Below are 13,867 nucleotides of genomic sequence, written 5' to 3'. Positions count from 1 at the left end.
AGTCAGGAATATAAGAATTGATAAATGATAGAACTCGTGGCTCGACCGTTGGAAATATCACTGAAATTGTAATTTCGTAGGACTAAACCTTTTTATAATGGCAATATTTGGATCCGGTAGTAACCCTATACTGACTGAAAGAAATCTTCAGCAGGCAGGTTCTCAAAGTTCGGAGGGCACCATGACTGTTAATGGTACAATTGGTAAAATGGCCTTCTTATTATTACTCGTAGTAGCTTCTGCTGTATATGCTTGGGGAGCGCCTGCGAGAAATCAGAATATCCTTCCTCTCTTCTATGGTGGCCTCATTGCTGGTATAGTGATCTTCCTTATCATCATGTTTAAGAAAGAATGGGCTCAATACCTTGCGCCGGCATATGCGCTCGCAGAAGGGTTTACATTGGGTATTATTTCAGTGATATTCAATAATCTTTATGATGGTATCATTGCACAGGCGGTTGGGTTAACTTTTGGAGTATTTACTGCTATGCTGATATTGTACAGAACAGGTATTATCCGTGTTACTGAGCGATTTAAATCTATCGTATTTACAGCTACAGCAGGCATCGCTATTTTCTATCTGCTGGCATGGGTACTTGGCATGTTTAATATCAGGATCCCATTCCTTCATGAAGGTAGCACCATTGGAATTATTTTTTCATTGGTAGTTGTTACAGTAGCAGCCTTACGCCTGACAATCGATTTTGACTTCGTATATCAGGGGGTACAACAAAGAGCGCCTAAACATGTGGAGTGGCTGGCTTCCTTTGGAATGCTGGTAACGTTAGTGTGGCTATATCTGGAAATATTGAATCTTCTCGCCAAACTCAACAGAAGGTAGCGTTGTTTAATATTGAGCTAAGTTATAAGGGCCTGCACAATGTGCAGGCTTTTTTGTTGGCAGTGTGCGCCATTTTGTTGTATAAATACAACATTCTGTCAGGCTTATTTTAGAGTTCGCTGGCAGCTTTATGTTAACACCTAACCGATTAATGTTAAAGCTGTTATAAAGGATTGTTAAATACCGCCTTATAAAACTTGGATCAAGCTGGTGGCATGGAAATTGATCTTTTTACCATGTAGTTCTTTAGTAGATTTCACTGCGAATATGCTTACACCACAAGGAAAATACTTGATTGTATCACCTTAAAAATGTAGATATGAAAAAATTCAACGTAAGCATATTAGCCCTGACAGTTGCAGCTATCGCAGCGTTTTCCTTCAGTAGTGTTGAAGGTGGTTCCATTACGGGTAAAGTTACTCCGCTGGATGGAGCCAGTAAAGCCTGGGCCATTTATGGTGCAGATACACTGAAGGCGGATGTGCTGGATGGGACTTTTAACTTGCAGGGCGCAAAACCAGGCAATTACTCCGTGATCATTGAGGCCAAACAACCTTTTAAAAAGGTAACAATCAATGATATAAATGTGGAAGAAGGAAGAGTAACTGATCTGGGTGAAATCAAACTTGAACAATAAAAATGTAAGCAATAGTTGGTTTTCATAGGGGTTAATCAAAAAGCCGGTTCCGTACGTCTGTATGGCCGGCTCTTTTTTTTGGTCCATATCCAGTCTTTATAGGGGTATTTGTTCTTCCTGCCGTTATAATTGTCAAATCCCCTTCAAATGGAAAAATCGAATTATAATAGTATTATTCGCAGATGGAACACTGCGAGCTGGGAAATATTTCTGCTGGCCATGTTTAGCTTTACCCTGACTGCCTGCGATAAAGACTTTGTATCTGGTTCAGGAGTAGTTGTAACTGAAACCAGGCAAGTGCCTGCTTTTTCAGACGTTTCAGCAGATGGCCCCTTCCACGTACACCTCAGACAGGGTACTGATGGTCCGGTTGAAGTAACCGCAGATGATAACGCAATGCGGGCGATTGAAACTTATGTTAGTGGTAACACTCTTCGCATCCGCGTCAAACGAGGTGTTAGACTGCGTACTACCCGAAACATTGACGTATACCTTCAATCTGCTCAATACTATGGTGTAGATTTCTCAGGCTCTGGCAGCGTTGAAAGCCTGGACACCATTAAAACAGATCATTTTTCCTATAAAATGGATGGTAGCGGTAATGCCCGTTTTAAAATAGTGACAGACAGACTTGATACACGTGTCGATGGTAGCGGCAATATCCAGTTATTTGGAACCGTTCAATCCCTTCATAGTACTATTAATGGCAGCGGAGATGTGAGCGGACTTGATTTATATTGTCATGACGCCAATGTTTCTGTCAAAGGATCTGGTAATCATACATTACAGGTAGGTCATTCACTGGATGTTAGCATTCGTGGCAGCGGAGATGTCAGATATAAAGGTGGGGCAGCTGTTAGCACTAATATACAAGGGTCAGGGAGAGTAATTAAACTATAATATCGAAAGTGTCACACATGCAGGCTGGTTATATAGCTGCATTTTCCGGAACAACAAACAGTTTTGTTAGTAGAAATAAGGACAAAACCTATTTTTGTACAATGCCGGAAAATGCACAACTACAACAACTTTTGCAGGAGAATGAAGAGGTGTTTATGGAAACCCTTTTCCGAACCTACTTTTCCTTCGTTTGTAAGACAATTTACCGCATCGTCCAGGATAATGCAACCGCTGAAGATCTTGCGCAGGACGTGTTCATCAAGATATGGAACAGGCGTTCGGAACTGCATCAGGTATACTTCAAGGCATATTTGCAGCGAGCGGGTATTAATATGGCACTTGATCATCTTGATAAGAATAAACGAAAAGGCGTACATATGCCTATTGAGGAGTACATGGAGCCTGTTCAGGCAGCACCAGCCGGTCAAAGTCTGCAACAGACTACCAGGCATATACAACAGGCGATAGATAAACTGCCTGAGAAATGCCGGGAGATATTCATTCTCAGCCGTTATGAAGAAATGTCTTATCGTGAAATTGCAGCTACGCTTAAAATATCCGTAAAGACTGTTGAAAATCAGATGATAACCGCACTGAAAAAGCTAAGGGTATCCCTGCAGGACTATCTGCAGATCTTTATACTCTTCCTTGCAGGTAGCGCTATTTATCCTTTACTTTTACAATTTTAATGTATGTCATACACCTTTGACCATATAGAAACGTTGATAGTGCGCTCGCTGGAAAGCAGCCTGAGTGCTGCGGAACAGGCAGAGCTGAAAAGCTGGCTGGAGGAAGATGACGCAAACCGCAGGTATTACGAGCAAGTACGTAAAACCTGGGATCTGACCGGTAATGCTGACGATGATATCACTCCTGATATTGATGCAAATTGGGCTGCCTTCAACCGTAAAATGCGGTCACAACCCGCACAACCACAAATGACTGTTGTAAGAAGTTCCCGCAGTTTTATACGTGCAGCAGCTGCTATACTACTTATAGGCGGTGCAGCAACTGCGTACTTTATGCTCCGTGGGCCGGAACACATCAGTGTAAAAACTGCTGCTAATGAGACGAATATTGTTCTATTACCGGATGGATCCCGGGCTTTTATCAACAAAAGCAGTAGTCTGCAGTATGCTAAAAACTTCGGTGAGGGAGAACGTGCTATTCATCTCGAGGGGGAAGCCTTCTTTGATGTCGTGAAAGATGATGCACATCCATTTGTAGTATATACGCCACAAACCAGGACTCAGGTATTAGGTACAACATTCGATGTTAAAGCCTATGCTGTCGAGCCGGTAGAAGTCTTTGTCCTTAGTGGAAAAGTAGCTGTATCGGCAGGAAGTGAAGAAAAGGCTGGTCAGGTAGTACTGACAGAAGGTCGAAAAGTCACCCTTGGTGAAAAACAACACCTGGCAGAAGACGCCATTTCAAATCATGACTTCATGGCCTGGAAGGACAATATCATGGTCTTTAACGACGAACCGATCAGCCATGTAATCAGAAAAGTGGAAGCATTATATAGTATTAAGATCGTAGCGGATGAAGATGTCAGGTCATACAATATTAAAACCAGGATAACACCCGCTCAGCCGTTAGAAGAAGTCTTGTCAACTATATCAATAAGTGCCAATGTAAGCTGGACGAAGGAAGGGGATGTGTATAGACTTGGAAAGTCTGGTAAGCAGGATTAATCTACTGTTTAAACAAAAGTAGTTAAATAAAAAAGGTGGTCTGTTGAACAGACCACCTTTTTATTGTCAGGCTCCTCCCAGTTTGCATTTCTGCAAAACTTCCCAGGATTTACCGTTATGACGGAGGAAGTACAGGTTATTCACCTTGAAGGTGGCTTTATATTCCTTGTTTTCGTATTCAGGCCATGCCTTTTCAAACTGCGCATCTTCCAGGTCTTTGAAAGCAACTGTAACATGCGGAGTGAATCCGGTACGAGCCAGCATTGTACTGAAACCAAATTCCTTACGCAGGAAGTTGATCAGCTGTCTGTGCAGGGCGCTCATTGTTTCGCTCTTCTCTACATTAATGAACAGAACGCGGTTCTGTTTATTAGGGAAGGTACCGAAACCATCGAGGGAAACCTCAAACGGTGCCTGTGATTTAGCAAATTCTGCTAATTCATCACAGAAAGCTTTTTCCAGTGCAGGATCAGCTGTAAATGGTACCTGCAGGGTAATATGCGGCAATACTTTTAACGCATATAAAGGACCATAGTTTTCAGCAAATTCCTGCTTTATTTTAATGATCTCCTTACCTACTTCAGCTGTAGGGAGTAAGGCGATAAAATAGATCTTGTTGTCAGGTTTAGGCGTAAAAGGTCTACGCTGGCCACCACCACGTGGACCACCACGCTGGCCGCCGCCACGGTTAAATCCACCGCCTCCGCCGCCGCGATTGTAACCACCGCCGCCACCGCCGCGATCGTAACCACCGCCGCCACCGCCGCGATCATAACCACCACCGCCGCCGCCGCGATTGTAACCACCGCCGCCACCGCCGCGATCGTAACCACCGCCGCCACCGCCGCGATTGTAGCCACCGCCGCCACCGCCGCGATCATAACCACCACCGCCGCCGCGATCGTAACCACCGCCGCCACCGCCGCGATTGTAACCACCGCCGCCACCGCCGCGATCATAACCACCACCGCCGCCGCGATCGTAACCACCGCCGCCGCCACGGTTATAGCCGCCACCACCGCCATCACGGTCGTAGCCACCACCACCGCCACGATTGTAGCCACCACCACCGCCATCGCGGTTATAGCCGCCACCACCGCCATCACGGTCGCCATAGCCTCCATTATCACGTGGACGATATCCGCCACCGCTATCACGATCCCCACGGTTGTAACCACCGTCACGATCAGAATTAAAAGGTCTGTCTTCTCTATCCCGGTATCCACCAGGTCTGCCCTCCCTATCGTTATTAAAATCGGGTTTGAAGTAACCGCCTGGTCTCTCCTTATTGGGATCTTGGTCTTTCTCTGTACCAGTTGGAGAGTAGGGCCTACGGGGGCGTTCGTTTCTCTCAAAAGTCATCTTACTTAATTAAGCGTTTGAATCAATATTAGCTATGATTTCATAAAAATGAAATACGTCTCCATATGAGTTATATAAGGGCGCCGGTGAAATACGAATTACTCCGGGTTCCCGCCAGTCGACGATTATACCGGCGTCTGTCATCTTTTGTTGGATTTCTCTCCCTTTTTCATGAAAGAGCAAAGATAATTGAGCACCGCGTTCCTTACAATTTTTTGGCGTAATTATTTCAAATTTTATGTTTTCTATATGTTTTAACAGGAATTCAAGATAATTGGTGAGTTTAATGCTCTTATCTCTTAAAGCTGCCATCCCGGCGGACTCAAATAGTTCCAGTGAGGCTTTTAATGCTACCATGTTAAATACCTGCGCCGTGCTAATTTGCCAGCCTTCTGCACGGCTTTTGGGTTTAAAACCCTTCTCCATTTTAAAACGGGTACTTTCTTCGTTGCCCCACCAACCACCTAGTCTTTGCCGGTTAGTATCGCGGGCGTGTTTCTCGTGTATAAATGCTCCACCTACAGCGCCGGGGCCTCCATTTAAATATTTGTAAGAGCACCAAACGGCAAAATCTACTTCCCAGTCGTGCAAATTCAAAGGTACGTTTCCTATTACGTGTGCCAGGTCGAACCCGACTACAGCCCCAACTCTATGGGCGGCTTCCGTAATGGACTGCATATTAAACAATTGGCCGGTATAATAGTTTATTCCCCCCAATAATATTATTGCTAAGCTACTACTTTCCTGCTCAATAATCTTAAAAATATCTTCCTCTCTGATCAAATGTTCACCAGGCCGGGGGGCCACTTCTATAATTGCCTCCTGCGGATCAAATCCATGCAGACGCACCTGTGTCTCTAAAGCGTACTGATCACTCGGAAACGCTCCCGCCTCCATCAGCACCTTAAAACGCTGTGTCGTAGGCTTATAAAAACTCATCAGTAATAAATGGAGATTTACAGTAAGCGTATTCATCACTGTTAACTCTTCCTGGCTGGCTCCTACTATTTTAGTAAGTGGTTTGCTACAATATTGCTGATAATAAAGCCATGGATTTTCTGCATTCCAGTATCCTTCTACTGCATGATGCTTCCAGTCGTTCAGTTCCTGTTCTATGGCCGGTTTTACGTTTTTCGGCTGTAATCCTAATGAATTTCCACAAAAATATATAGCATCTCTTCCATTTCTCTGAGGGAAATAAAATTGTTCCCTGTACGTCTTTAATGGGTCTAATTGGTCCTGCTCTTCAGCAAACCTTTTTGATACTTCAAACATAAATCAAAATTCCAGGTTTCTTCTACCTGATTCCGCCATTACCTGTACTTTACTTAAAAAAATGAGTACTGTTGCAGCCTCCAGGGCATACGGAACCACTATAACGTGTCTTGGATCAATCTCCGTCCAGCAAATTACCAAATCCTCCCAGAATACTACCCTCCTCCTTACGCTTTCCTGTACCATAAGACATAAGTCTCGCGGCCATCCGGCTGATAGGTAAAGATTGTATCCACACCCTACCTGGACCTCTTAATGTGGCAAAGAATAATCCCTCACCACCAAACACCATATTCCTAATCCCTTTTACAAATTCAACGTCAAAATGTACGCCTGAAGTATACGCAACCACACAACCAGTATCAATTTTTAATACCTGGCCAGGTAATAGCTCTCTTTCGATAACCATACCGCCTGCATGCACAAATGCCATACCATCACCCTCCAGCTTCTCCATAATAAAGCCTTCCCCGCCAAAAATGCCGGTTCCCAGCTTCCGTTGCCATTCAATCCCAATACTAACACCTTTCGCTGCACATAGGAACGCATCCTTCTGACAAATTACCTTCCCTCCCATCCGTTGCAGATCCATTGCAAGAATCCTACCCGGATATGGCGCAGCAAAACTCACCTTCTTCTTACCCTGACCAATATTCGTAAAAGCAGTCATAAATAGACTCTCTCCGGTCAACATACGTTTACCGGCAGATACCAGTTTGCCTAAAAGTCCCTGATTAGGTTGTGAACCGTCCCCGAACATCGTTTGCATCTGAATATCCTGGTCCATCATCATAAAACTTCCACTCTCAGCAATTGCAGTCTCCTGTGGATCCAGCTCTATCTCGACAATCTGTATTTCTTCACCATAGATACGGTAATCTATTTCATGGTTGCGTCGCATAGCGTTGATATATTAATCAAGGTTAACAAGAATGGCTCTTGTGGATCAAATGTAAGTAATTGCAATCGCAGTCAATTGTTAAAATTTGTTAAGGTATAAAAAAAGAACCGCTTCGTAGAAACGAAGCGGTACCTGTTAAACCTACAACTGTTACACTGTATAGTGTGAACTAAACTCTTTCATGCATCTTCTTATCTTGATGGTGCTTATATGTATGTTCTGTCTCCTCTTCCTCTCCATCCGGGAAAAACCGGTAAGGCTTCGCTGATACATAAGCCGGATCATGCAACCTGCGCACTTCCTCTTTCCTTAATCTCAGTTTCAGTATCAACACCAGAAAAGGGACATATTTTAACGTCCTGGGCAAATTATAGCGGTCCAGGACATCTATTGAGCGTTTATTCATCGCATACATCACCGGTACCAGTATCAATGTCAGGAACGTCGCAAACACGAGTCCGTATACCATTGTCCACGCCAGCGGTCCCCAGAATGCGACGTTATCGCCTCCAAAGAAGATATGCGGCTCAAATGAAGAGAACAATCCGGCGAAATCGATATTAAACCCAACCGCCAGCGGTATCAGACCCAATATAGCCGCGATCGCTGTCAGCAATACCGGGGTCATACGTGTTCTGCCCGCTTCTATAACTGCCTCATATACTGGCATGTTCTGCTGTATCAGCAAGTCGGTAAATTCCACCAGTACTATACCGTTTCGTACTACTATACCGGCCAGGGCCATAATACCTACGCCAGTCATTACAATAGAGATGTCCATTCCAAAGATGGCAAAACCAAGGAACACCCCTATAATAGAAAACAATATTTCCATAAATATTACCAGCGGACGGCCTATGGAGTTGAACTGCGTTACCATGATCATCAGAATCAGACCGAAAGCGCCCAGCATTGCCATACCCAAAAAGCTTGATGTCTCTTCCTGATCTTCCTGCTCCCCGGTCATTTTTACTGAAATACCAGGCGTCTTAGGGAAATCCTGTATGGCGGTCTGTATCTGCTGCACCACTTCATTGGTATTGTAACCGGTCAATACATTTGAATACAACGTCACAACACGCTTCTGATCAATACGTTTGATACTGGCGTAAGTGTTAGAATACCTGATGTCTGCTACCGCAGATAAGGGTACCTGCCGTATTGCACCACCCATATTCATATCGCGATACACGATATTCAGGTTCATCAGGGTATTGATGTTGTTACGCTGATCTTCCCTGAACCGTACCATGATCTTATAATCATCTTCCGGATCGCGGAACTTGGATACTTCCTGACCATACAACGCGGTACGCAATGCCATACCTATAGTTGTTGTACTAATACCTTCTCTGTTTGCTCTTTCACGGTCAATATTCACCAGAATCTCCGGTTTATTGCTCTGGAAGTCAGATTTCAGCTCTTCTACGCCTCCAATCTCCAGACTATCCAGGTATCTTTTCATTTTATCTGCTGCAATAGTCAGTTCCTCAAACTCATCGCCGGAAATTTCAATATTGATTGGCTTACCTGTAGGCGGACCACCCTGTTCTTGCTCTACAGTAATATCTACTCCGGGAATACCCCTTACTGCCTTACGGATCTTATCCAGGTATTGAACAGTCGAGTGCCCGTCACGTTTACCAAATTCCACAAATGCTACTGTCACTTTACCCTTATGCGGCTGCACACTCATGTCCATCTGAGAAGGGTCTCCTGCTCCTACTGCCACGTTAGATATAATAGATTCTACAATTGGATTCTTAGTGCCTACTACCGCCGCAATCTTCTGTTCTATAACATGGGTCACTGAGTCAGTATACTTCTGATCGGTACCCATAGGCAACTCGATGTAAGTATATATGAAGTTCGGATCTGCCTGTGGGAAGAATACCACCTTCGGACTACGGATAGCGGTCAGCATAATGCTGAATACCAGCAATCCAAACGTACCTAGCAATATCCATATCGGGCGCCAGCCAACCAGGCACCACTGCAGGATATGCTTATACCTCTCCTGTACGCGAGGCCATACATGACTCTGGAAACGACGCGCTACACCTCCAAGCCAGAACCTTTCCAGCATAATCATCAGCAGCATGAAGATGGTGAAGTTGCCTACTCCCGGACTACCTGATACATATGCCAGCAATGCCACCACTATGAATACCACAGTCAGTATCTTCATTTTCTTGTTAAACGTCGGCTTAGGATGATTTTCTCCCTCATGTCGATCCATAAAGTCAACCGCAAATACCGGGTTGATAATATAGGCAACTATCAATGAAGCTCCCAGCGTCGTAATTAACGTTACTGGCAGGAAGAACATAAAACTTCCGATAATGCCAGGCCAGAATAACAGCGGGAAGAATGGTGCGAGTACTGTGAGCGTACCAGAGAATACCGGTAGGAACACCTCTCCTGCGGCTACCTTAGCTGCTCTTACTATACCAAGATCCCGACGTTCATAGAATATCCTGTGTACGTTCTCAATCACCACAATCGCATCGTCCACTACTATTCCCAATGCCAGCAGGAAGGAGAACAACACCATCATATTAAGGGTGAAGTCATACATCGGCATCAGCAGGAAAGCAATGAACATGGATATAGGCACTGATAAAGCAACGAATATGGCATTTACAGCTCCCATGAAGAACATCAGAATCAACGTCACCAGTATGAAACCAATGATAATAGTATTGATCAGGTCATGCAGGGTTACGCGTGTTGAGTTAGATTGATCTGCTGTAATAGTGACGTTCAATCCGGCAGGCAGATAATCCTTCTTCATTTCATCAATGATCACCCGGATTTTATCTGACGCATCAATCAGGTTCTTACCGCTCTGCTTAATCACGTTTAACGTAATTACATTCTTGCCATCCAGGCGGGCATAACTCTCTTGTTCTTCAAAGCCATCCACCACCTCTGCTACATCTTTCAGATAGACAGTAGCGCCTGACATACCACGCACTACTATATCCCTGATTTTGGAAGCATCTTTATACTCGCCTTTTACACTCAATGTACGTTTCTGCCCGTCCATAGATACCAGACCTCCGGAGATAGTACGGTTCTCCATCGCAATCGCATTGGCTACATCGTCAAAGCTGATTTTTGCAGCGTCCATTTTGTACTTATCAACATTGATCTGTATCTCCCTTTCCAGCGCACCAACAATATCCACACGGGTAATCTCATTCAATGCTTCTATCCTGTCCTGCATCTCATCTGCATACTTTTTCAGTGATTGCAGATCAAAATCACCTGACAGGTTCACGTTCATAATAGGTATCTGGGATACGTCTATTTTGATGATCTGGGGCTCCTGGGTAAGATCGTTAGGCAGGTCTTTCTTGGCATCATCTACCTTTTCACGTACTTCCTGCCGGGCTGTTTCCATATTCTCACTGGCATCAAACTCAATAGTGATGGCCGAGTAATCCTGCATGGAGGTACTCTTGATAGATTTCACACCAGATATACCGCCTAGTTGTTTTTCTATCGGTTTCGTTACCAGCGTCTCCATATCTTCGGGAGATGTACCACTATAGATGGTGCTGATATAGAACTGTGGGAACACTACCTCGGGAAATTGCTCCTTCGGCAGGCTCTGATAGGACATGATACCTGCCAGGGCCAGGATAAGGGTTGCAACATAGATGCTTACCTTATTATCAATGGACCAGCTGGTAGGTTTAAATTCTTTATTCAGATTGTCTTGCATAAACCAGTTTTAGAATATTAAAGCTGGATAAGGTCGTTATCATTCAATCCCTGGTAACCGATAGTTACTATCTGTTCGCCAGTTGCCAGGCCTGTCTTAATCTCTGCCTTATCATTATAAGTGCGGCCCAACTCAATTTCTTTCCTCTTAGCTACCATTTCGCCGCCTTTATTCTCTGCTACAACCACATAGGGCTTACCCAATGAATATTGGATAATATTCACTGGTATTACTACTGCTTTTGGAGCAACGTAGTCAATGATCTTCATCCTGGCAATCATATTAGGGCGTAATTCCGGATCATTCTGCAAAGGCACTTCCACTTTAATCGTGCGGCTCACAGGGTCGATTACTTTAGATGCAAAACCGATCTTTGTACGGATGGTTTTATCAATATCCGGGAAGTCAAGTACTACCTGATCGCCGGTTTTTACCTTGCTGGCATAACCTTCTGCTACATTGGCCAATACGCGCAGGTTACTACCATTTACAACATGAAATGCAGGACTACCAGGAGCCGCATTATCGCCAAGTTTAACAATCACCGCATCAACAGTACCATTGATAGGAGAAACGATCCTCGCCTGCCCTATCTGATCCTGTAAAGTGGCCATTTTCCTCTCCAGTGATTCCTTCTGATTTTTTGCATTCAGATATTGTACTTCAGAACCAATCTTTTGATTCCAGAGATTCTGCTGCTTCTGGAACATAGTGTTTGCCAGATCCATCTGTGTACGCAGTTCTGCCATATTCGCTCTCATTACCTGATCATCTACCTGTGCAAGCGCCTGCCCCTTACTAACGGCCTGGCCTTCTCTTACATGAATAGCTGTTACAACACCTGGTATCCTGGATGATACACTGACATTTTCACGTGCGTCAATAGCACCCTGCACATCTATATAGTGCTCAAATACTGTATCCTGAACAGTAGCTATGATCACAGCTTTCTTCTTGCGTGCGGTAGTATCTGTTTTCTGTGTTTGCTTTTCCAGTTTAGCAATTTCCTGCTTCAGGGTTGCCTCCTGCTTTTTCAGCTCTGCAAGTTTCGCCTCCGGAGATGGACTACCACAGGCAGCCATAAGTGAAACAATCAGCAGAGCGGGACGATATATCTTGGACATATGATTAAAAGTTAATAGTTAGTTGTAGTATGCACTTACAGTTTTCCGTATGCTTTGAGGTAATCTACTTTTGACACAGCGGCATTATAGAGTGCCGTAAAGTAATTATTCTGTGCAGTAAGTAATTCATTCTCAGCTGTACTCATTTCCAGGCTCGAGCCAACACCTTCGCGATATTTGATCTGCGTGGTATTATACACTTCTTCGGCCAGCTTCATATTGCCCTCCTGCGCTTCGAGTGTCAGAATATTATTACGAAGATTGGAGGTAGACTGTGCCTGTTCCATATCTATACCCAGCTTGGCATCTTCGAGCGATACTTCTGTCTTTTTCAGCTGAAGGAATGCCTGGTCTTCTTTACGTCTGCGCTGGTACCCGCTGAAGATGGTAAAAGACAGGTTTACACCATATGATACATATCCATACCAGGTCTCATTGCTGAAGTAGTTGAATACATCACTCGCACGGCTTACACCACCGGTACCAAACAATGATAATGTCGGAAGCTTCTGCAACTTGTATCGCTTGAGGTCGAACTCATTTGCCCGCTTCTGCGTTTGCAGCAACTGATATTCAATACGCTGTGAGTAGTCAAACTGCTCTGAAGCCAGCGCTGATTTGATCTCATCCAGGGATAAAGTATCTGTAAGCTGTATAGGCTGTTGGATAGGCATACCCATCTGGTACTTTAATGCAGCAATACCTACTTCTGCAATATTGCGCAACTTGGTTTCTTCTGTACGCAGATTGGTCAGTTGCACTACTAATCTGTCTACATCCAGCTTCTCCACCAGCCCGTTCTTATAAGTCTCGCGGGTTTCGCCCAATAGTTTGTTCAGATTAGTGATGTTATTACCGAGTATTTCCAGGCCTCTGCGGGCGGATAACACATTATAATAAGCCTTATACACATTTACCTTTACGTCAATCTCTGACTTCTGAACTGTTTTAGCTGAAAGCTGCTCCAGCGTTTGCCGTGCCTGTAAGGCTACCAGTACACTCGGGTCAAAGAGCACTTGTTTAAGTGTGACCTCTCCTACTGCATTATGTTTCAATCCAAATGCAAAGGGTACAAGGGTACCTTTCGGTACAGTATCACTGAAGTTAGCGGCGTCAATTAACTGTTTCTGTACGATAGGGTTATGCTGGTAGGTACCAGAACCGGCAAGGGTAGGCAGTGCCAGTCCGCTTACTTCCTTGTTTTTGGCCAGCTGAATAAGTTCATCCAGTTTCGCGTTTCGTACGCTGGCCTGATTAGCAAGCGCATAATCAATTGCTTGTTTTGCAGACAGCGAGATCGTTTCCTGCAGCGGAGGTCTGGGCTGCTGCTGGGCCATTCCACAGTGAAAAATAATCAGCAGCAGGAGTCCTGTAAGGCCCGCATGCTTTTTGTCAGGTTGCAT

At 44.5% G+C, this 13,867-nt stretch carries 11 protein-coding genes; 5 read left to right on the top strand and 6 right to left on the bottom strand.

Annotation, left to right across the window (positions count from 1 at the left end):
• Positions 1-97: 97 nt before the first annotated feature.
• The 5 genes from K1Y79_RS19345 to K1Y79_RS19325 all read left to right on the top strand — a co-directional run bounded on the left by K1Y79_RS19345 (position 98) and on the right by K1Y79_RS19325 (position 4,072).
• On the top strand, positions 98-841 hold the full coding sequence (locus K1Y79_RS19345) for a Bax inhibitor-1/YccA family protein (protein WP_220251803.1): 744 nt from the start codon (positions 98-100) through the stop codon (positions 839-841).
• Positions 842-1,160: 319 nt separating this feature from the next.
• Positions 1,161-1,478, top strand: a complete 318-nt coding sequence (locus K1Y79_RS19340) for a carboxypeptidase-like regulatory domain-containing protein (protein ID WP_220251802.1) — start codon at positions 1,161-1,163, stop codon at positions 1,476-1,478.
• A 147-nt stretch (positions 1,479-1,625) separates the two neighbouring features.
• Positions 1,626-2,378, top strand: coding sequence for a head GIN domain-containing protein (locus K1Y79_RS19335; RefSeq protein ID WP_220251801.1), 753 nt, complete (start codon positions 1,626-1,628; stop codon positions 2,376-2,378).
• A 101-nt stretch (positions 2,379-2,479) separates the two neighbouring features.
• Entirely contained in the window at positions 2,480-3,067 is a 588-nt protein-coding gene (locus tag K1Y79_RS19330) for an RNA polymerase sigma factor (RefSeq protein WP_220251800.1), read from the top strand.
• A gap of 3 nt (positions 3,068-3,070) precedes the next feature.
• The gene (locus K1Y79_RS19325) at positions 3,071-4,072 is read left to right on the top strand and encodes a FecR family protein (protein ID WP_220251799.1); all 1,002 of its coding nucleotides are present in this window, start codon (positions 3,071-3,073) and stop codon (positions 4,070-4,072) included.
• Between the two features lie 66 nt (positions 4,073-4,138).
• Here K1Y79_RS19325 and K1Y79_RS29155 read toward each other — a convergent pair whose 3' ends face one another.
• The 6 genes from K1Y79_RS29155 to K1Y79_RS19295 form a co-directional block, all read right to left on the bottom strand.
• A complete protein-coding gene (locus K1Y79_RS29155; RefSeq protein WP_236059700.1) occupies positions 4,139-5,434 on the bottom strand; it encodes a 2'-5' RNA ligase family protein in 1,296 nt (431 codons plus the stop codon).
• A 9-nt stretch (positions 5,435-5,443) separates the two neighbouring features.
• Positions 5,444-6,709, bottom strand: coding sequence for a kynureninase (gene kynU, locus K1Y79_RS19315; RefSeq protein WP_220251798.1), 1,266 nt, complete (start codon positions 6,707-6,709; stop codon positions 5,444-5,446).
• A gap of 115 nt (positions 6,710-6,824) precedes the next feature.
• Positions 6,825-7,610 (bottom strand): TIGR00266 family protein, encoded by a 786-nt coding sequence (locus K1Y79_RS19310; RefSeq protein ID WP_220251797.1) that lies wholly within the window; start codon positions 7,608-7,610, stop codon positions 6,825-6,827.
• 169 nt (positions 7,611-7,779) lie between these two features.
• The gene (locus K1Y79_RS19305) at positions 7,780-11,340 is read right to left on the bottom strand and encodes an efflux RND transporter permease subunit (protein ID WP_220251796.1); all 3,561 of its coding nucleotides are present in this window, start codon (positions 11,338-11,340) and stop codon (positions 7,780-7,782) included.
• Positions 11,341-11,357: 17 nt separating this feature from the next.
• Positions 11,358-12,464 (bottom strand): efflux RND transporter periplasmic adaptor subunit, encoded by a 1,107-nt coding sequence (locus tag K1Y79_RS19300; RefSeq protein ID WP_220251795.1) that lies wholly within the window; start codon positions 12,462-12,464, stop codon positions 11,358-11,360.
• A gap of 35 nt (positions 12,465-12,499) precedes the next feature.
• Positions 12,500-13,867 carry a TolC family protein gene (locus tag K1Y79_RS19295; RefSeq protein WP_220251794.1) on the bottom strand — a complete coding sequence of 456 codons (1,368 nt, stop codon included), beginning with the start codon at positions 13,865-13,867 and terminating at the stop codon, positions 12,500-12,502.

The organism is Chitinophaga rhizophila (assembly GCF_019492185.1).
In the GTDB taxonomy this organism is placed as follows: Bacteria; Bacteroidota; Bacteroidia; order Chitinophagales; family Chitinophagaceae; genus Chitinophaga; species Chitinophaga rhizophila.
This window is presented reverse-complemented; position numbering and strand designations above follow the sequence as displayed.

Coding starts and splice junctions, on each gene's coding strand:
- K1Y79_RS19345 (WP_220251803.1), top strand. CDS start 98: ATGGCAATATTTGGATCCGGTAGTAACCCTATACTGACTGAAAGAAAT.
- K1Y79_RS19340 (WP_220251802.1), top strand. CDS start 1,161: ATGAAAAAATTCAACGTAAGCATATTAGCCCTGACAGTTGCAGCTATC.
- K1Y79_RS19335 (WP_220251801.1), top strand. CDS start 1,626: ATGGAAAAATCGAATTATAATAGTATTATTCGCAGATGGAACACTGCG.
- K1Y79_RS19330 (WP_220251800.1), top strand. CDS start 2,480: ATGCCGGAAAATGCACAACTACAACAACTTTTGCAGGAGAATGAAGAG.
- K1Y79_RS19325 (WP_220251799.1), top strand. CDS start 3,071: ATGTCATACACCTTTGACCATATAGAAACGTTGATAGTGCGCTCGCTG.
- K1Y79_RS29155 (WP_236059700.1), bottom strand. CDS start 5,434: ATGACTTTTGAGAGAAACGAACGCCCCCGTAGGCCCTACTCTCCAACT.
- kynU (WP_220251798.1), bottom strand. CDS start 6,709: ATGTTTGAAGTATCAAAAAGGTTTGCTGAAGAGCAGGACCAATTAGAC.
- K1Y79_RS19310 (WP_220251797.1), bottom strand. CDS start 7,610: ATGCGACGCAACCATGAAATAGATTACCGTATCTATGGTGAAGAAATA.
- K1Y79_RS19305 (WP_220251796.1), bottom strand. CDS start 11,340: ATGCAAGACAATCTGAATAAAGAATTTAAACCTACCAGCTGGTCCATT.
- K1Y79_RS19300 (WP_220251795.1), bottom strand. CDS start 12,464: ATGTCCAAGATATATCGTCCCGCTCTGCTGATTGTTTCACTTATGGCT.
- K1Y79_RS19295 (WP_220251794.1), bottom strand. CDS start 13,867: ATGCAACCTGACAAAAAGCATGCGGGCCTTACAGGACTCCTGCTGCTG.